We start from the raw sequence: 16939 nt of genomic DNA on the forward strand, positions 1-16939 counted from the left end.
GATTTCCTCATGATTGGAATCGATCGAAATACCGGCGCCACGGTCGACGACTGGCTGCAGTTCGTGCAGCGCGCCACCCGTGCGCTGACCACGCCGTTGGGCACTCGCCAGAAGCGCCCGTTGTATGGCTGCGCACTCACCCAGTTGCTGGGGCAGAACCTCGGTGACGACTTGCTGATCCTCGCCCAGAGCCACGCGGCCCAAGCGTTCTACAACCCGGACAACGGCATCGATGATTTCGAGCCCCAGGTCATCGTCGCCAGCCGCCACGGCGCCGGATTGCTGCTGCGTTTCGCCGGCACCTGGAAAAACCGCAAACAGACTTTCGAGGTAGTGACATGAGCATGTTGATACCCGGCCAGAACCAACTGGCCGAACCGGCCATCGTCACCGTCGACGCGTTCGAGGACTTGCTCGCGGAGTTCAAGACCTTCGTGGTCGAATACGTCGCCGCACGCTCTCCCGCCAGCGCCGCCAAGCTGGTGGACAGCCTCGAGAACGAAAGCGAACTGCTGACCTTGGCCCTCGAGGCGTTCTGTGTCCGGCTGCAAACCCACGAACGCAAATACAACGCCCGCATCAAGCAGATGTTGGCGTGGTGGGCCACGGGCACCAACCTCGATGCTCGCCTCGCGGACATGGGCCTTGAGCGTCAGTTGCTCGACCCGGGCGACCCGGCGGCCTTCCCGCCCATCCCGCCGGTCTACGAGAGCGATGACGATGCGCGGTTGCGCTACTACCTGGCGCCCCACGCCCCGGCGGCCGGCTCGCGCATGCAGTATCGGCGGGAGATTTTTACCCTGGGGCAGCGTCCCGTCGTAAAAGTCGAGAACGCCTCGGCGGGTGTGGTGACGGTCACCTACACCTTCGACCCGGACAGCTATGCAGCCCAGATCAAGGACGGCAACGGACGCCGTACCGCGCCCGGCGAAGTCACGGTCACGGTGTTGTCCCGCGACGGCGATGGAACGCCGTCCGAAGTATTGCTCGACGGCGTCCGCGAGCACTTCGCCCGACCGGATGTACGACCCGAGACGGACTTGGTCATCGTGCAGGCTGCGCAAATCAAACCTTACAAAATCCGCGTCGTGGCGAAGATCAATCCCGGGCCTGACTCGGGCCTGACCAAGGCTGCCGCACACCAGCAACTGCTGGGCTATGCCGAGGCGTGTCATCGACTGGAAGGCCGGGTGGACCCGAGCTGGATCGACTACGCGCTGCACAGCGCGGGCGCGGTTCAGCTGCAGATTCTCGAACCGCTTGCGCCGATTGTGACGACGGCTTTCCAGGCGCCGTACTGCATGGGCGTCGAGGTCGAGGTGGATACGTTATGAGTGACGACACTTCTCGACCGAGCCTGCTGCCGGTCAACAGTTCACCGCTGGAACGGGCGCTGGATCTCGGTTTCGCCCGATTGCTCGAACGCATCGATCCGCCGTTTCCCGAGCTGATGAACCCGGCGACCACGCCCTTGGCGTTCCTGCCATATCTCGCGGCGGATCGCGGCGTCAACGAATGGAGCTCCGCAGCACCCGAGGCGGAAAAGCGCCTGACCGTTGAACTCGCCTGGCCCACCGCCCGGCAGGCCGGGACGCGAAAGGCGCTGGAAAACGCCGCCAAGGGTTTGCAACTGATGCCTGAAGTGCGCGCCTGGTATGAACAAACGCCACCCGGCCCGCCCTACAGTTTTTCCGTCAGGGCGTTTACCGAGCAGCCCTACAGCGAAGCCATCGACGCCCGTCTCGACCGGCGCCTGGCGGATGCCAAAAGCGAGCGCGACACCTTGAAGGTGTCTGTCGGCTTGAGTGCATTCGGCCGTCACGTCATCGGCGCCGCGACGCTGTGTGGCGAGCTGACCACGGTTTATCCGATCGTCATCGAAGGACTGCAAGCCTCGAGTCAGGTCTTCATGGCCGCCGGGCTCTACACCGTCGAAACCTCCACTATTTATCCACAGGGGTCCTAAATGGCCGACTACTACACCCTGCTCACCGATGCGGGGATCGCCTACGAAACCGCCTGCAAGGCGGCGGGCACACCGATCAAGCTGTCGCAGATTTCCGTCGGTGACGGCGGCGGCACGGAATACAACCCGGCCGCAACGGCGACGGCGCTCAAGCGCGAAGTCTGGCGCGGGCCGCTCAATGCGTTGTTCCAGGATGAAAACAACCCGAGCTGGCTGTTGGCCGAGGTCACCATCCCGTCCGACGTCGGCGGCTGGTATGTGCGCGAAGCCGGCATCTGGACCGATACCGGGATCCTGTACGCGATCGTCAAATATCCGGAGTCGTTCAAACCGGTGTTGGCGACTTCCGGTTCGGGGAAAGAGTTTTATATTCGGTCGATTTTCGAGACCAGTAATGCCGAGCTGGTGACGCTGCTGATTGACGATACGGTGGTCAAGGCGACGCGGGCCTGGGTGACCGGCTACGTGGCCGACGAACTCGCCAAGCTCGACAGGAAGCAGTCGGTGCGGGTGGCGACGACGGCCAACATCGTCTTGAGTGGTGCGCAGGCGATTGATGGTGTGGCGGTGGTCGCCGGGAATCGGGTCCTGGTCAAATCCCAGACCTTGGCGAAAGACAACGGTATCTACGTGGCCGCGAACGGCGCTTGGGGTCGGGCAAAGGATGCCGATGCGAGTGTCGAGGTGACTTCGGGGTTGATTGTCTCGGTGGAGGAGGGGACGACGCTTGCCAACACGATCTGGCAGTTGATTACCGATGGGGTGATTGTACTGGGCACTACGGCGTTGGCGTTTCAGAACATCACGCAAGGGTTTGCGCCGCTCAACTCTCCCGTGCTGCTGGGCGTCCCGACTGCCCCGACTGCTCCGGTCAGCAACAACAATCAGCAGCTCGCGACGACTGCGTTTGTGCAGCGTGCGCTCGGCAACCATTCAAGCGTTGGCGGGCTGGACGCGAGTACCGTTCTGACCGCGGATGCGTTCGGTAAGTCGTTCATCATCAATTCCGCCAGCCCGGTGAACATCACCTTGCCCAAGGCAAGCACTGGGTTCAATGGCGGCACCATCAATCTGCTGAACGTGTCGACCGGTACTGCAACCATAGTCCTGCAAGGTACGGATTATGTGGCGGGTATTGCTGCCAATCAGTTGGTACTCAAGACGATGGACAGCATCACATTGTCGACCGGCGCGGGAATCACTTGGTATGCGGAGAACGGATCGGTTCCGGATGCGTTGTCTACTGCATTCAATGGAGGGGTTCGGACTATTCTGGACAAATTCGGTCTGGGCTCCGATGCAGCAAAAATCCCAGTGATCAGTGACTTCTCGGAGGATATCAAGCCTGGGCTCTATCGAGCATTTACGCTGGGACATCCTGAAGCGTCTGTCGGTGGACCGCCAGAAATCAGCGGCATTGGCGGTACCTCCATGACGGTGATGGTCGGCGGTGGCTATATCGCACCCAGCTATAAGACGTTCCTCGCGATCATCAACTTCAATGCTAACACTCCAACGCGGGCTTATATCGGTCACAAAGTCACTGCCGGGGAGCCGCCGATTTGGAATGAAATCGCGCAAAGTGTCCATCTGCCCTATCGCAGCAAGGCCTATTACAAAACCGCTGGCACCTTTCAGTGGACGGTGCCAGCGAATGTCTGGAAGGTTTTCGTAGAGGTTTGCGGTGGCGGCGGAAGCGGCGCCTTCGGGACATTGGACACCGGTGCTGGCGGCGGTGGCGCAGGCGGGATCAGCAAGCGACTCGTCTCTGTTACGCCCGGCTCAACAGTCACGGTGACCGTGGGGGCGGGAGGCGCCTACGTGACAACTGCCAACACGATAGGCAATCCGGGTGGTTCTTCTTCCTTCGGTACGCATTGCTCGGCAACGGGCGGCGCAGGCGGGCTGGTGGTGGGCGGTGCTGGCGCTGGTTACGGCTCTGGCGGCGACTTCAACGGTACGCTAGGGGCCGGAAATCCACCGGTGCGTAATGCGGCGTCCAATGGCGGGATTGGCGGTGCTGGAGGGGGCGGAGAGAGCATTTTTGCCGCAGTTGACACTACCGTTCTGACGCAGCCCGGTATGGGAGGGGGCGGCCGAATCGGGACTCGATCTCAGGCCGGTGCCGATGGTTGTGTGTTCATCACCTATTGAGGAGAGCTGTATGTTGTGGGCAAGAATTGAAAACGGGTCGGTGGTTGAAACTACCGACCTTGATCCCTCTGAACGTTTCCACTCGGATCTATTGTGGCAAATCTGTCCATCCGATGTGCGACCAGGTTGGGCCATCATTGACGGGGAGTTTTCCCCACCCCCAATACAAATCTCTGAGCAAGCCGAGGTCGAACGGGTGTGGCGCAATTTTGAGTTGGCGGCCACCGAATGGTTGGTTACACGTCACCGTGACGAACTAGATTTAGGCGTGGCTCCTACGCTGACGGTGGAGCAATTCCCTGAACTGCTTTCCTACCGTCAGGCACTTCGGGATTGGCCGCAAACAGCGACTTTCCCCAACGCTGAATTTCGGCCCATCGTACCTTCTTGGATCGCCGATCAAACCCAATAAACGCCCCGCACCGACGGGGCGTTTTCTCATCCATCAAACACTCAACAGCCCCTTTCCCAAGGGGCTTTTTCATATCTGGAGAAACACAAATGGCATTACGCCAAACCTACACCGTGCTCCTCCCATTCCCCACCGGGGGTGGTCACTGGTCGAGCATCGGCCAGGAACTCGATCTGCTCGACGTCGAGGCCAATGCCTTGCACAGCGCCGGTCGCCTGGAACTGAAAAAAACCGAAGCCGTCGATCCGGCTCCTGCATCCATCCCGGCCAAAAAGGCCACCATCAAGAAGGCTGAATAACCATGGCTGAGGTTCTGAACTTCGAGCACAACGGCATCACCGTCAATGCCACTGAATCTCCCGAGGCCATGGGTGGCCTGGGGGACAATGTCATCGGTCTGGTCGGCACCGCGCCGAATGCCAATCCGCTGATCCCGAAAAACACCCCGTTCCGCATCAACAGCTTCACCACCCAGGCCCAGCTGGACCCGACCGGTGCCGAGGCGGGCACGTTGTTCCAGGCGGTGTACCAGATCCTCAAAGTGGTCAAGGTGCCGGTCTACGTGGTCATCGTCGAAGAGGGCGCCACGCTGGCCGATACGCAGAACAACGTGATCGGCGGCATCGAGGCGCAGACCGGGCGCAAGTTGGGCCTGGCGGCGTTGAGTGGGGTCGCTGAAGACCTGACCATCATCGGCGCGCCGGGCTTCACCGGCACCAAGGCGGTGGCCAGCGAATTCGCCTCGTTCGGCAAGCGCATCAAGGCCCGTGTGGTACTCGACGGCAAGGACGCCGCGGTCGCCGACCAGGTGACCTACAGCCAGGAACTCGGCGGTGCCGACCTCGGTTTCGACCGCTGCCTGGTGGTGCACAACATGCCGGCGGTGTACTCCAAGGCCGCGAAGAAAAACGTCTTCCTGGCCCCGTCGAGCCTGGCCATCGCCGCCCTCGCCAAGGTCAAGCAATGGGAGAGCCCGGGCAACCAGGTGACCTTCGCCGAAGACGTCTCGCGCACCGTCGAATACAACATCCTCGACACCTCCACCGAAGGCGATCTGCTCAACCGCTACGGCGTCAGCTACTACGCCCGGACTATCCTCGGCGGCTTCTCGCTGCTGGGCAACCGTTCCATCACCGGCAAGTTCATCAGCTATGTCGGCCTGGAAGATGCCATCAGCCGCAAGCTGGTGAAGGCCGGCCAGAAAGCCATGGCCAAGAACCTGACCAAGTCGTTCATGGACCAGGAGGTCAAGCGCATCAACGACTGGCTGCAAACCCTGGTCGCCGACGAAACCATCCCCGGCGGCAGCGTGTACCTGCACCCGGAATTGAACAGCGTCGAGAAGTACAAGAACGGCACCTGGTACGTGGTCATCGACTACGGCCGCTACGCGCCGAACGAACACATGATTTATCAACTCAATGCCCGCGATGAAATCATCGAGCAGTTCCTGGAGGACGTTCTCTAATGTTTACCAACCGCGTAAGACAGGCCATCGCGGCCACCCTGCAAGGCCTGCCGTTGTCGGCGACCGTGGAAGATTTCTCCCCGCCAAAGATCGAATTCGACATGGAAGAGATGCGTGGCGGCCGTTTCATTGGCGAGGAAATGGCCAAGGGCGGCAAGGTGCTGACGGCCAAGCTGACGCTGCAAGGTCTCGGTCCGGAAGTCATGCTGGCATTGGGCGTGACGGTGGGCGAGGACATTCTGCTCAACGTGCGTGAAGCCGGCCAGGATCAGGACGGCAACACCTGGTTCACCTACCACACGGTGGGCGGCAAGTTGAAATCCCTGGAGGAAACCCCGCTGAAAATGGGCGAGAAGCCCAAGACCAACCTTGAGCTGTCCTGCCGCACCTACAACCGCCTGGAAAACGGCGTCCCGGTGATCGACATCGACGTGCGCACCCAGAAGTTCGTGCTCAACGGCGTCGACATCCTCGGTGATGCGCGCCGCGCGGTGTTGCTGCCTTAAACCAATACCAATCCCTGTGGGAGCGAGCCTGCTCGCGATAGCGGTGTACAGACACCTCGATGCTGAATGCTCCGACGTCATCGCGAGCAGGCTCGCTCCCACAGGTGGCGCGGCTTGATTTTCCGGTATTGCGCAACACCTTCCCAGTACCCACCAAGGAACCGATTTCATGTCCTGGATACCTCCTACCCATGAGCTGTTGTCGCCGATCACCGCTGACGACGGCTCGCAGATCGAGCAGCTCCCGCTCAAGCCGCTGTACTACGCCGCGCAAAAAGATGCCCTGGCCCGCGCTGGCGATGACGAAGACGATCAGTTCTTCGAGTTGGCCAAACTGGCCACCGGCCTGTCGGTCAAGGAACTCGACCAGCTCAAGCGCCCGGACTACGTCAGCATTGCGCAATACGTGCATGAAATGTCCACCCGTCCGGCGTCGCACTTCCTGGAATCGGTGGATGGCGCAGCAGTCGATCCCGACCAGGTACAACTGCTGCAACCGCTCGACGTCGCGGGCCGCAGCCTGACCGCGCTGACCCTGGAAATGCCGGTGCTGCGTGCCACCAAGGCGATGAAAAAACTGAAGACGGCCAAGGAACGCGCCGAGTTCATCACCGCCCATTGCACCGGCCTGATGATCCCCGATCTCGATCGGCTGACTGTGCCTGACTGGAACCAGTTGCAGGTACGCATCGACGATTTTTTAAACAAACCGGCGGACTTCTTTCGGAGCGCGACATCGAAGTGATCCTCGATGTGGTGCCGCTCATTTACTCGGTAAGTGAGGCGGAAATCCTGGAGTGGGACGTCGGCAAGGCCTTGCGCCGCTACGACATCGCGATCAGTCGCCTTGGCGTGAAACAGGAGTAGAGCGGGATGGCGGACGATAGATATTCGCTCAAATACGCAGCCTTCAATGAGAGTGGGGTGGGGTTCGGTAATACCAGCCTCACCAATGGCGTGTCGGCACAAGGCGCGTTCGCCAGGGATCAACTGGCGAGCCTCGATCTGGCGCTGGAAACACTCGGGCTCAAGCTCGGGCTGCTGACCACGGCGATCGAATCGCTGACTGTGAAGCTGTCGGCGCAACGATTGTTTTCTCAAACGATGGGCGCTGACGCCAAGGGCGCGTCGGCCAATGAGGCAAAGGGCAAGTCCAGTGGCGGTATCGAACCACCGGCGCTGCTCAAGCCTGCGATAGCAATGGATTCGGCCATGGCCGAGCTGAAGCAGGTCACCGGATTTACCCCTCGCCAGCTTGAACAGACGACTGAGTCAACCCGGCACGTCGCCACCGCTAAGCTGGTGGCGGCCGGGGGCACCACGGCGGTTGAAGTGGTGGGGATGCAAAGCCTGGCGGCCAGGAAAGGCATCGGTAACGACTTGCCCAATGCCTCGGATCGACCGCAAGAACTGTCGCGTTTCGCCTCGGATGCTGCCGTCATCGCGACGGCGTCCAGGAGGCCGGCCATGGAGGTTGCCGAGATGCTGGCCGACTGGCGCATCTCCATGAAGCTCAGCGGCGCTCAAGCCTTTGACTTGGCGGATGCAACCAACCAATTGGGCAAACTACCCGATGGTGCAAAACCGGCTGAAATCGGTGCGATCTTGCAGCGTGACGGTGCGGCTGCAACGACGGCAGGCCTGGCCCCTGCCCAAGCCGCAGCGGTGACGGCGGCATTGCTCAATACCGGTACCAGACAAGCTGAAGCCGGCGTGGCGCTGGATAGCTTCACGACAGCCCTGGGCAAGGGTGACCAGGCCTCCACCACCGAGCAAACGGCCTGGAAACAGCTGGGCCTGGAGCCCACGGCGGTCGCGAGCGGCCTGCGTGACAAGGATACGGCGCCTGGCACGGTGATGACGGTGCTGGCGGCCTTGAGCGCGCAACCGGCCGAGAAGCGCTCGGCCCTTGCCACCACGCTCTTCAGCCATGGCGATGAAGCCGTGCTGCGCATGGCGCAGAAACTGCCCGATGTGAATGCAGCCTTCCTACAGGTGAAAGACCCAGGTCAATACGCCACTTCACAATTGGGCAACGACGGTTCGGTGCGGCAGGACGCCTTGGCGTTGTCGAAAACCCAGCAAGGCCAGCTGAATATTCTCAACGCCCGCAACGAGCGTTTGTCGCTGGCCACGGGCAACGCGCTGATGCCTTCGGCGGATAGCTCGTTTCAATGGCTGGGTTCGCTGGCCGATGGCATGAGCGAGTTGGCTGAGTCCTCACCCAAAGCCGCCGCGGCCATCGTGTTGATTGGCGCGGCGATCAAACCGCTGGTGGGCGCGTTGCTCAAGGCGGTAGGGGATGAGATCTCCAGTCAGGTAGCCAAGCGGGTGTTGGGCAGGGCCGCTCCGCACCTTCCCGGCCGATTGGGTGAAGTGATCTCCGAAGATTTCAGAAATCGTCGTGGGGACAAGCTGGATACGAGCAATGCCAGCCAGCGTCCCGAACCCACGAGAGGGCCGAAAATACGCGTCAGCGCACGAGGCTCACTCGGGGCAACGGCCTCATTACGCTCAATGACTCGCAGGGCGCCTGGCCCATTGAAAGTCGTCGGCGCCGTCGCTGACGTGGCTGAGGGGGTACTGACCGGCGACAAGCGAATGATGGGCGCAGGCCTGGGCGCCGCCGGTGGCGGCTGGGCCGGCGCTGCTGCGGGGTCTGCGGCCGGTGCCGCTCTGGGGAGTGTCGTTCCGGTGCTCGGCACTGCCATTGGTGGTGTGCTTGGCGGACTGCTGGGCGGCTGGCTGGGCAGCGATGCCGGCGCGTCTCTGGGCGAAAAACTCGTCGCCCCCGTCGACAGACTCGCCGCTCCGGACCAGGTCAGCAAAGACCTGACCAACGCCCAAACCAACCAACAGCAAAACACCATGACCGCGAACATCTACATCAACGGCCAGGACCAGGCCAGTGCGAGTCAGTTGGCGAACCTGGTCGTGCAACAGATCACCGGCCAGTTCGGCCTGGCATCCATGCCAAACACACTCGCCATGCGCAGTGATGCGGCCCTGACCGACGGAGGTACGTGATGCGTCAACAAATGGCCCTCGGCAGTTTCATCTTTGGCCTGTCGAGAAATTTTGCGTACCACCAACTGGTACATACGTCGGACGGTGGCTGGAAAAGCATCGACATTCTCACTAGCAAACCCAAGTCCAGCCAGATCGGCCAGGGCTTGCAAGAGCTGACGATCACGGGCAAGTCGATGTACGCGACCGCCATGGATCGCCTCGATGAACTGCGCGCCCTGCAGGCGCAGCGCATTCCGCTGCCGTTGGTCGATGGCATCGGCCGCAACTGGGGCCTGTGGCAGATCAACAAGGTCACGGAGACCCAGACCGAAATCATTGATGACGGCACGGCGATGGTGGTCGGCTGGGTGGTGGTATTGATGGAGTTCGCCAATGCGTAGGGTTCGAAGTATCGCCGGTGATTCGGTGAATCTGTTGCTGTACCGCGAGCTTGAGCGTTGCGACGACCTCGTCGAGGCAGCGCTCTGGCGGCTCAATCCGGGACTGGCTGAATGGGGCCCGGTATTGCCGGCGGGTGTGTGGGTGGTCTTGCCGGAAGTGGACCTCAAGCCCGTGGCGACCCCACCGGTTTCGGCTTGGGATTAAGGAGGCGATATGTCATTGGGTTTCACGCCGGCGGTAGAAATTTATGGCGCGAATGCCGCGCTGCTCAACGAACGCCTGCTCAAGTGGGAGCATGTCGACGCGGCGGGGATCGAGTCCGATCAACTGACGCTCACCATCAGCCTGGAAGGCCTTGAAGGGTTGCCCAGCCTGGGCGGGAAGATCGGGCTGCGGGTCGGTTATCTTGAATCGGGCCTGGTAGACAAAGGCGAGTTCGTCATCGCTCGGCGCACGCCGACACTGTTTCCCTTGAGCCTCACGCTGGTGGCCATGGCGGCGCCGTTCAGCGCGGCGGACCAGACGGGGTTCAAGCAGCGCCGATCCGTTAGTCATGGGCCGACGACCCTGGGTGCGCTGTTTCGTCAGTTGACCTCCAGGCACGGGTTTTCTCCCCGTGTGGCGCCGGAACTGTCGCTGATAAAAATTGAGCACATCGACCAGACCAACGAAACCGACATGGGTTTCCTCACGCGCCTGGCTCACCGTTATGACGCCGTCGCCAAGCCGGTCAACGAGCTGTATGTGCTGGCCCGGCGCGGCCAGGCGAAGTCGCTGTCGGGCAAGGTCCTGCCCGAGATGAAACTGTCGGTGACGACCAACAATCGCCCGGGTGATCACGCTTTCATTTCGGCCAAGCTGGATGAAACCGCCCGAGCTAAATACCAGGGCTGCAAGACGACGTGGTGGGATGCGGCGGCTGGCAAGGTTCGTGTCGAAGAAAGCGGCGTCACACCGTTCAAGACCCTGCGCCAGCGCTTCCAGAGCGCAGACGATGCCCGCGCCGCTGGCGAAGGCGAGGTACGCCGGATGGAGCGCGAAGCACTCAAGGTGACCATCGAGTGCCCTGGCAACCCGGGGCTCTCCGCCGAGGGCATCGTGCTGCTGGACCCCACCTGGCCGGATTTCATGCGCGGTCGCTGGTCGATCGACAAAGTCACCGCCAATGGCGACCGGGAAAAAAGCTACCGCTGCCTGATTCATGCAACCTGCCTGGATGCCAGGGCCTGACACCACCCTCCTGTGGGAGCGAGCTTGCTCGCGATAGCGTCCTGACATTCGACATCTGCGTTGCCTGACACACCGCCATCGCGAGCAAGCTCGCTCCCACAGTTTTGTTCAGCGTTGCACATACCCCAGCGGCTAACAGCGTTCTTCTATGGGAGTGAGATGCAGGATGAGCACTTTCCAGCCGCTGAATATCGTCCGGTTGCGCCGTCCTGGCTGGCCGGACATCTTTGATCACGCACTTGCGATGACCTGAACATGGACCTTACACAACAGCAACTCATCAACATCATGCCCAACGCCCGCGCTCAAGCGGGCGTTTTTATTTTCGCATTGAACACCGCCATGTCGCGCCATCGCATCGACACACCCAAGCGCATGGCCGCGTTCCTGGCCCAGGTCGGTCATGAGTCGGGACAATTGCGTTATGTACGTGAGCTGGGCAGCGAGCAATACCTTGAAAAATACGATACCGGGACCCTGGCCGTTCGCCTGGGTAACTCGCCCCAGGCTGACGGTGATGGGCAGAAGTATCGCGGCCGAGGACTGATCCAGATTACCGGCCACGACAACTATCTGCGTTGCAGCCTCGGCCTGTTCGGCGACGAACGCCTGCTGGCCCTGCCTGAGCTTCTTGAACGGCCGCAATGGGCCGCCGAATCCGCCGCCTGGTTCTGGGAGCGGAACGGTTTGAACGAACTGGCTGACCGCGATCAGTTCAACACCATCACCCGCCGCATCAACGGTGGCTTGAACGGTTTGGAGGCGCGGTTGCAACTCTGGGCACGGGCGAGGGCGGTGTTATGCCAACCTTCGGCCTGATGCCGTTTTCGTCCCGTGCCCTGGGTGTTGTTGCGTTGCTCGCGCTGCTGGCCGGCGGTTCGGCGATGCTCGCGTGGCGGTTCCAGGACTGGCGTTACGGTCAGCAGTTGGCCCGACTCGCACAGGCCCAGGCCGAAACCCTGAATCAAATCACCCAGGCGGCCGCGATGCAGCAAAAGACCGAGCAGGACAAACGCCTCGTCCTCGAACAGCAACTCGCCGCCAGCGAACAAACCCACTACCGAGCCTTGAGCGATGCCCAACGTGACCAGGATCGCCTGCGCGATCGCCTTGCTACTGCCGATGTCCGGCTGTCAGTCCTCCTCGACGCCGACGATGTTGCCGCCGGTTGTGCAGTGCCTGCCGCCGCCCGCGCCGGCGTCGTGGATCATGGCGCCCCACGCGCCCGACTTGACCCGGCGCATGCTCAACGAATTATCGCCATCACCGACGAGGGCGACCGTGGACTGATCGCCTTGCAGGCTTGCCAGGCCTATGTCAGGGCGTTGCGCCAGTGATCCGCCTGGCCTTGCAAGCTTCGAATGCTCGTGTACGGTAGGCCCCAATCGCGTCGAATCAGGAGAGCATCATGGATGACATTACCGAACTGGCCGCTGAGTTGGGCAGGCGCTTGCAGGTGCTCAATGCCCATGTCACCACCGCCGAATCCTGCACCGGCGGGGGGATTGCCGAGGCCATCACGCGGATCCCCGGGAGTTCGGCCTGGTTCGAGGCCGGTTACGTCACGTATTCCAATCGCCAGAAGACCCAGCAGTTGAATGTGCCCGACGAAGTGTTCGAGAGGGTCGGCGCGGTCAGCCGTGAAGTGGTGGAAGCCATGGTGCGGGGCGCGCAGCAAAAAAGTCTCGCGCGTTTCGCCGTGGCGGTCAGCGGCGTGGCCGGGCCGGACGGGGGTTCGCCGAGCAAACCGGTGGGCACCGTGTGGCTGGCCTGGGGCGTTGGCGAGGCGGTGTACAGCGAGCAGAAGTTCTTCCCAGGCAACCGCGACGAGGTCCGCCGACAAACGGTGAAGGCCGCGCTAGACGGGCTGTTACAACATGCCGCCGTAGAAATCTCAAATCAGGGGTAGGCGATCCCCGAACGCTGTGGAATAATACTGGCTACTTATACAGGTGTTGGCCGCCAGGCCTTATTGATTACGTGAGGACTTTAATGGACGACAACAAGAAGAAAGCCTTGGCTGCGGCCTTGGGTCAGATCGAACGTCAATTCGGCAAGGGTGCCGTAATGCGTATGGGCGATCAGGACCGTCAGGCTATTCCTTCCATCTCCACCGGCTCCCTGGGCCTGGACATTGCGCTTGGCATCGGCGGTCTGCCAAAAGGCCGGATCGTTGAAATCTACGGTCCTGAATCGTCCGGTAAGACCACACTGACCCTGTCCGTGATCGCCCAGGCCCAGAAAGCCGGCGCGACCTGCGCCTTCGTCGACGCCGAACACGCCCTGGACCCGGAATATGCTGGCAAGCTGGGTGTCAACGTCGACGACCTGCTGGTTTCCCAGCCAGACACCGGCGAGCAGGCCTTGGAAATCACCGACATGCTGGTGCGTTCCAACGCGGTTGACGTGATCATCGTCGACTCCGTGGCGGCACTGGTGCCGAAGGCTGAAATCGAAGGTGAAATGGGCGACATGCACGTGGGCCTCCAGGCTCGCCTGATGTCCCAGGCCCTGCGCAAGATCACCGGTAACATCAAGAACGCCAACTGCCTGGTGATTTTCATCAACCAGATCCGTATGAAGATCGGCGTGATGTTCGGCAGCCCGGAAACCACCACCGGTGGTAACGCACTGAAGTTCTACGCCTCGGTTCGCCTCGACATTCGCCGTACTGGCGCGGTGAAAGAAGGTGATGAAGTGGTCGGCAGCGAAACCCGCGTCAAGGTCGTGAAGAACAAGGTGGCTTCGCCGTTCCGTCAGGCCGAGTTCCAGATTCTTTACGGCAAGGGTATCTACCTCAATGGCGAGATGATCGACCTGGGTGTGTTGCACGGTTTCGTCGAGAAGTCGGGCGCCTGGTATGCCTACAACGGCACCAAGATCGGTCAGGGCAAGGCCAACTCGGCCAAGTTCCTGGCAGATAACCCGGAAGTTGCCGCTGCCCTAGAGAAGCAACTGCGTGACAAGCTGTTGAGCCCGGTTGCAGACGTCAAGTCCGTGGCTAATCGCGAGCCCGTTGACGATCTGGCTGACGCTGACATCTGATCGAGCCGATGACCGCCGTACTCGATACCCTCGTCGCGGTGCGGCGAACCGCGATGGACCTGCTCGCCAGACGCGAGCATGGTCGGGTCGAGCTGACGCGTAAACTGCGTCAGCGCGGCGCGCCCGATGAGTTGATCGACACGGCTCTCGACCGTTTGACGGAAGAGGGCCTGCTGTCGGAATCCCGTTACCTGGAAAGCTTCGTCGCTTATCGCGCCCGCTCCGGCTATGGTCCTTTGCGCATTCGTGAGGAGCTTGGCCAGCGCGGTTTGCAACGCCCGGATATCGAACTCGCCTTGCGCGAAAGCGGTATCGATTGGCAGGAGCAACTGACAGACACCTGGCGCCGCAAGTTCTCAGGGCATTTGCCCATCGATGCTCGGGAGCGAGCCAAGCAAGGGCGTTTCCTGGCGTATCGAGGCTACTCGATGGAAATGATCAACCGCTTGTTCAGCGGCCGCGGTATGGACGACTAAACAAAAACGGCCCGCTATTTCGATAGCGGGCCGTTTTTTTTGGGGCTCAGGTTGCCTTGATCGGCTCCCAAGTAAGGGGGTGTGCCTTTTGGGCGGGCTGGGCCCAGTTTTCCTGTAGGTTGATGTAATCCACCAATTCCCTCAAGCGACCGTGGTTGCGGGCGTTGAAGGCGAACGTCAGCCGTGTCAGATGGCTGAATCGGGCCTCGTCGTGCTCTTCACCGCTGTAGTCATGTTGATGAAAACAGTCGTTCAGGCACAGATCGGCAAAATCCACCTGCATCTGCTGCAAGGCCTGTTCGCTTAGCTTGTGATTCATGCGGATCACGAACTGATGCTTGAGCCAGCGACTGGAGTGGAAGTTGCGGTAGAACTGGTTGATCTCTTCCACGGCCTCTTCGGCGTTGTACACCAGGCGCATGAGCTTCATGTCAGTGGGCAGGATGTAGCGGTTTTCCTCCAATTGTTCGCGGATAAAATCCAGGGCGCCTTGCCAGAACTTGCCCCCGGGAACATCCAGCAGGACCACCGGCACCAGTGGGCTTTTACCGGTCTGTACCAGCGTCAGGACTTCCAGCGCCTCATCGAGCGTGCCGAAACCGCCGGGGCAGAGCACCAGCGCATCGGCTTCCTTGACGAAAAACAGCTTGCGGGTGAAGAAAAAGTGGAACGGCAGCAGGTTCGACGTGCCTTCGACGGTCGGGTTTGCGTGTTGCTCGAAGGGTAGGGTGATATTGAATCCCAGGCTATGGTCACGACCCGCGCCTTCATGGGCCGCGGCCATGATGCCACCGCCGGCACCGGTGATGACCATCATGTCCGAACGGGCCAGCGCAGCGCCCAGCTCACGGGCCATGCCGTACAGTGGGTGTTCGATGGGCGTTCGGGCCGAGCCGAAGACCGTGACCTTGCGCCGGCCCTTGAATTGTTCGAGCGTACGGAAGGCGTGTTCCAGCTCCCTCAGGGCCTGTAGCGTGATCTTGGCATTCCAGCGGTTGTGATCTTCCTGGGCCATGCGCAGCACAGTCAGGATCATGTCACGGTAAATGGGGAGGTTGGGGCTGTTGGGGGACACCAGGTTGAGTTGTTCTTCGACCTTGCGGGTGAGGTCGTGGCCGTGGTTGTCAAAATGACGACTGAGCAGGTCATTCGGTTTATAAGGCATTCAGCTTCTCCTTCTTAACAGGACCCTGGCCCGGATGAGAGATTCATCAGGACCACGACACGTCTTGTGTCGTCGTCAACCCAGGCAGCGGCCTGGAGGTTGACTTGGCTTGACGCCGTCTGCGGCAGGGCGACCAAGCCATCCAGCGGGTTCTGTTTTTCCCTTTGATAAAAACAAGCACGCCAAGGTGTTGGCTGGGCAGCCTCTTTCTGCCCGATGCAAATACTCAGAATACTTCTGAATCTAGCCGATCTTTGTTGTCATGATCATGGCGCTCAAAAGTGACCGTTGGCAACCGCTGGATAAGCGCACCGCAATATAGCGCCGCTCGTCAGATTGCCGGCCGGGTGCGTACCGCTCTGATTTACTGATAACAAGCGTGCCAATGCAATTTGACGCCCAGGGCTGGGTGCCACGTGATGGATTGAAGCGGATCGGGCAGGGAGGCGGGAGAGATGGCCAGGGTGACTCTGGAGCTCGACAGGCAGTTGCACTTGATGCTGTTGGAATCGGCAAAAGCCAATCGGGTGAGTCTTGAGGAAGAATGTTGTCGTCGGCTGGGCGGGCGGGCATGGCGCTCGCGCTATCTGCAGGCGCTGGTGGCGGAACTGCGCGCCGACGATGAGCAGCGGCGCGCAAGCTCGGGTTGATTACTTCTTCGTCTTGGCCGGTTTCGGGCAATCCGACTCCTGGAAGCGCTCGGTCGCGACCGGACGGTTGCTCTTCACCTCGGTGAATTCGTAACGCATCGTCGCGCCCTTGGCCATCAACTTGCGAAAGCCCGGATTGGTGCACACCGTGGAGCCCAACTGGAAATATACGGCCTTGGGGTCTGCGCGCATTTTCTGGGCATGGCTGCTTTGCACGCTGAGATGGTTGATCAGCTCGGTGCCTTCGACGGTATAACCCTGGTCGAGAATGTCTTCGCTGATCGCCCGCGGCGTACCGACGCTACTTTCCCTGGCGACGTTCTGCAGCATCTTGTTCAGTTCGAGTTCTTTCAGCGAGGCAGCCTGAGCGCTGAAGGACGTCGCCAGCAGAACGGCAACGGTAGGGACGATAAGGCGCAGCATGAAACTCTCCTGGTTCAGTGACTGGTGGTTCGA

Annotated in this window: 21 protein-coding genes; 19 read left to right on the plus strand and 2 right to left on the minus strand. The window is 61.0% G+C overall.

Annotated features, from left to right (window positions below; genetic code table 11):
* Nucleotides 1-9 precede the first annotated feature (9 nt).
* The 18 genes from AD659_RS05025 (at nt 10) to recX (ending at nt 14668) form a co-directional block, all read left to right on the plus strand.
* Nucleotides 10-342 carry a phage baseplate protein gene (locus AD659_RS05025; RefSeq protein ID WP_014336817.1) on the plus strand — a complete coding sequence of 111 codons (333 nt, stop codon included), beginning with the start codon at nt 10-12 and terminating at the stop codon, nt 340-342.
* Nucleotides 339-1334 carry a baseplate J/gp47 family protein gene (locus AD659_RS05030; protein ID WP_053118915.1) on the plus strand — a complete coding sequence of 332 codons (996 nt, stop codon included), beginning with the start codon at nt 339-341 and terminating at the stop codon, nt 1332-1334. Before AD659_RS05025 ends, AD659_RS05030 begins: the two co-directional genes overlap by 4 nt.
* Nucleotides 1331-1966, plus strand: a complete 636-nt coding sequence (locus AD659_RS05035; protein ID WP_053118917.1) for a phage tail protein I — start codon at nt 1331-1333, stop codon at nt 1964-1966. The genes AD659_RS05030 and AD659_RS05035 overlap by 4 nt, the downstream gene beginning before the upstream one ends.
* Complete coding sequence (locus AD659_RS30130; RefSeq protein ID WP_231987736.1) at nt 1967-4120, plus strand: phage tail protein; 2154 nt, start codon at nt 1967-1969, stop codon at nt 4118-4120.
* A 10-nt stretch (nt 4121-4130) separates the two neighbouring features.
* Nucleotides 4131-4532 (plus strand): phage tail assembly chaperone, encoded by a 402-nt coding sequence (locus tag AD659_RS05045; protein WP_053118919.1) that lies wholly within the window; start codon nt 4131-4133, stop codon nt 4530-4532.
* An 89-nt stretch (nt 4533-4621) separates the two neighbouring features.
* Complete coding sequence (locus tag AD659_RS05050; protein WP_053118922.1) at nt 4622-4831, plus strand: hypothetical protein; 210 nt, start codon at nt 4622-4624, stop codon at nt 4829-4831.
* A 2-nt stretch (nt 4832-4833) separates the two neighbouring features.
* On the plus strand, nt 4834-6000 hold the full coding sequence (locus AD659_RS05055) for a phage tail sheath protein (protein ID WP_018607964.1): 1167 nt from the start codon (nt 4834-4836) through the stop codon (nt 5998-6000).
* Complete coding sequence (locus AD659_RS05060; protein ID WP_053118924.1) at nt 6000-6506, plus strand: phage major tail tube protein; 507 nt, start codon at nt 6000-6002, stop codon at nt 6504-6506. The genes AD659_RS05055 and AD659_RS05060 overlap by 1 nt, the downstream gene beginning before the upstream one ends.
* 169 nt (nt 6507-6675) lie before the next feature.
* A complete protein-coding gene (locus AD659_RS05065) occupies nt 6676-7251 on the plus strand; it encodes a phage tail assembly protein (protein WP_053118925.1) in 576 nt (191 codons plus the stop codon).
* 128 nt (nt 7252-7379) lie between these two features.
* Nucleotides 7380-9533 (plus strand): phage tail tape measure protein, encoded by a 2154-nt coding sequence (locus tag AD659_RS05070; RefSeq protein WP_053118927.1) that lies wholly within the window; start codon nt 7380-7382, stop codon nt 9531-9533.
* On the plus strand, nt 9533-9916 hold the full coding sequence (locus tag AD659_RS05075; RefSeq protein WP_053118930.1) for a phage tail protein: 384 nt from the start codon (nt 9533-9535) through the stop codon (nt 9914-9916). Before AD659_RS05070 ends, AD659_RS05075 begins: the two co-directional genes overlap by 1 nt.
* Nucleotides 9909-10121: a tail protein X gene (locus AD659_RS05080; RefSeq protein WP_053118932.1), complete on the plus strand. Its 213-nt coding sequence runs from the start codon at nt 9909-9911 to the stop codon at nt 10119-10121. The genes AD659_RS05075 and AD659_RS05080 overlap by 8 nt, the downstream gene beginning before the upstream one ends.
* A 9-nt stretch (nt 10122-10130) precedes the next feature.
* Nucleotides 10131-11147, plus strand: a complete 1017-nt coding sequence (locus AD659_RS05085; protein WP_053118934.1) for a contractile injection system protein, VgrG/Pvc8 family — start codon at nt 10131-10133, stop codon at nt 11145-11147.
* Nucleotides 11148-11402: 255 nt separating this feature from the next.
* Entirely contained in the window at nt 11403-11966 is a 564-nt protein-coding gene (locus AD659_RS05090; RefSeq protein ID WP_053118935.1) for a glycoside hydrolase family 19 protein, read from the plus strand.
* Nucleotides 11948-12484, plus strand: a complete 537-nt coding sequence (locus AD659_RS05095) for a lysis system i-spanin subunit Rz (protein WP_053118937.1) — start codon at nt 11948-11950, stop codon at nt 12482-12484. Before AD659_RS05090 ends, AD659_RS05095 begins: the two co-directional genes overlap by 19 nt.
* A 71-nt stretch (nt 12485-12555) precedes the next feature.
* Complete coding sequence (locus tag AD659_RS05100) at nt 12556-13056, plus strand: CinA family protein (protein ID WP_053118939.1); 501 nt, start codon at nt 12556-12558, stop codon at nt 13054-13056.
* A gap of 83 nt (nt 13057-13139) precedes the next feature.
* A complete protein-coding gene (gene recA, locus AD659_RS05105) occupies nt 13140-14192 on the plus strand; it encodes a recombinase RecA (protein WP_014336835.1) in 1053 nt (350 codons plus the stop codon).
* Nucleotides 14193-14200: 8 nt separating this feature from the next.
* On the plus strand, nt 14201-14668 hold the full coding sequence (gene recX / locus AD659_RS05110; protein WP_053118941.1) for a recombination regulator RecX: 468 nt from the start codon (nt 14201-14203) through the stop codon (nt 14666-14668).
* 46 nt (nt 14669-14714) lie between these two features.
* Here recX and AD659_RS05115 read toward each other — a convergent pair whose 3' ends face one another.
* Nucleotides 14715-15833, minus strand: a complete 1119-nt coding sequence (locus AD659_RS05115) for an LOG family protein (protein WP_053118943.1) — start codon at nt 15831-15833, stop codon at nt 14715-14717.
* Nucleotides 15834-16288: 455 nt separating this feature from the next.
* Between AD659_RS05115 and AD659_RS05120 the strand changes: the two genes are divergently transcribed.
* Entirely contained in the window at nt 16289-16483 is a 195-nt protein-coding gene (locus tag AD659_RS05120; RefSeq protein ID WP_053118945.1) for a hypothetical protein, read from the plus strand.
* Here AD659_RS05120 and AD659_RS05125 read toward each other — a convergent pair whose 3' ends face one another.
* Nucleotides 16484-16906: a quorum-sensing-regulated virulence factor family protein gene (locus tag AD659_RS05125; RefSeq protein ID WP_053118947.1), complete on the minus strand. Its 423-nt coding sequence runs from the start codon at nt 16904-16906 to the stop codon at nt 16484-16486.
* Nucleotides 16907-16939: the final 33 nt, after the last annotated feature.

Origin of the sequence: Pseudomonas thivervalensis (assembly GCF_001269655.1) — a bacterium.
Lineage (GTDB): Bacteria > Pseudomonadota > Gammaproteobacteria > Pseudomonadales > Pseudomonadaceae > Aquipseudomonas > Aquipseudomonas thivervalensis.

Excerpts from the sequence above, each read along its gene's own strand:
- AD659_RS05115 (WP_053118943.1), bottom strand. The coding sequence starts at position 15,833 with ATGCCTTATAAACCGAATGACCTGCTCAGTCGTCATTTTGACAACCAC.
- AD659_RS05070 (WP_053118927.1), top strand. The coding sequence starts at position 7,380 with ATGGCGGACGATAGATATTCGCTCAAATACGCAGCCTTCAATGAGAGT.
- AD659_RS05025 (WP_014336817.1), top strand. The coding sequence starts at position 10 with ATGATTGGAATCGATCGAAATACCGGCGCCACGGTCGACGACTGGCTG.
- AD659_RS05120 (WP_053118945.1), top strand. The coding sequence starts at position 16,289 with ATGGCCAGGGTGACTCTGGAGCTCGACAGGCAGTTGCACTTGATGCTG.
- AD659_RS05090 (WP_053118935.1), top strand. The coding sequence starts at position 11,403 with ATGGACCTTACACAACAGCAACTCATCAACATCATGCCCAACGCCCGC.
- AD659_RS05075 (WP_053118930.1), top strand. The coding sequence starts at position 9,533 with ATGCGTCAACAAATGGCCCTCGGCAGTTTCATCTTTGGCCTGTCGAGA.
- AD659_RS05035 (WP_053118917.1), top strand. The coding sequence starts at position 1,331 with ATGAGTGACGACACTTCTCGACCGAGCCTGCTGCCGGTCAACAGTTCA.
- AD659_RS30130 (WP_231987736.1), top strand. The coding sequence starts at position 1,967 with ATGGCCGACTACTACACCCTGCTCACCGATGCGGGGATCGCCTACGAA.
- AD659_RS05100 (WP_053118939.1), top strand. The coding sequence starts at position 12,556 with ATGGATGACATTACCGAACTGGCCGCTGAGTTGGGCAGGCGCTTGCAG.
- AD659_RS05065 (WP_053118925.1), top strand. The coding sequence starts at position 6,676 with ATGTCCTGGATACCTCCTACCCATGAGCTGTTGTCGCCGATCACCGCT.
- AD659_RS05030 (WP_053118915.1), top strand. The coding sequence starts at position 339 with ATGAGCATGTTGATACCCGGCCAGAACCAACTGGCCGAACCGGCCATC.
- AD659_RS05045 (WP_053118919.1), top strand. The coding sequence starts at position 4,131 with ATGTTGTGGGCAAGAATTGAAAACGGGTCGGTGGTTGAAACTACCGAC.
- AD659_RS05125 (WP_053118947.1), bottom strand. The coding sequence starts at position 16,906 with ATGCTGCGCCTTATCGTCCCTACCGTTGCCGTTCTGCTGGCGACGTCC.
- AD659_RS05050 (WP_053118922.1), top strand. The coding sequence starts at position 4,622 with ATGGCATTACGCCAAACCTACACCGTGCTCCTCCCATTCCCCACCGGG.
- AD659_RS05060 (WP_053118924.1), top strand. The coding sequence starts at position 6,000 with ATGTTTACCAACCGCGTAAGACAGGCCATCGCGGCCACCCTGCAAGGC.
- recX (WP_053118941.1), top strand. The coding sequence starts at position 14,201 with ATGACCGCCGTACTCGATACCCTCGTCGCGGTGCGGCGAACCGCGATG.
- AD659_RS05085 (WP_053118934.1), top strand. The coding sequence starts at position 10,131 with ATGTCATTGGGTTTCACGCCGGCGGTAGAAATTTATGGCGCGAATGCC.
- AD659_RS05095 (WP_053118937.1), top strand. The coding sequence starts at position 11,948 with ATGCCAACCTTCGGCCTGATGCCGTTTTCGTCCCGTGCCCTGGGTGTT.
- recA (WP_014336835.1), top strand. The coding sequence starts at position 13,140 with ATGGACGACAACAAGAAGAAAGCCTTGGCTGCGGCCTTGGGTCAGATC.
- AD659_RS05055 (WP_018607964.1), top strand. The coding sequence starts at position 4,834 with ATGGCTGAGGTTCTGAACTTCGAGCACAACGGCATCACCGTCAATGCC.
- AD659_RS05080 (WP_053118932.1), top strand. The coding sequence starts at position 9,909 with ATGCGTAGGGTTCGAAGTATCGCCGGTGATTCGGTGAATCTGTTGCTG.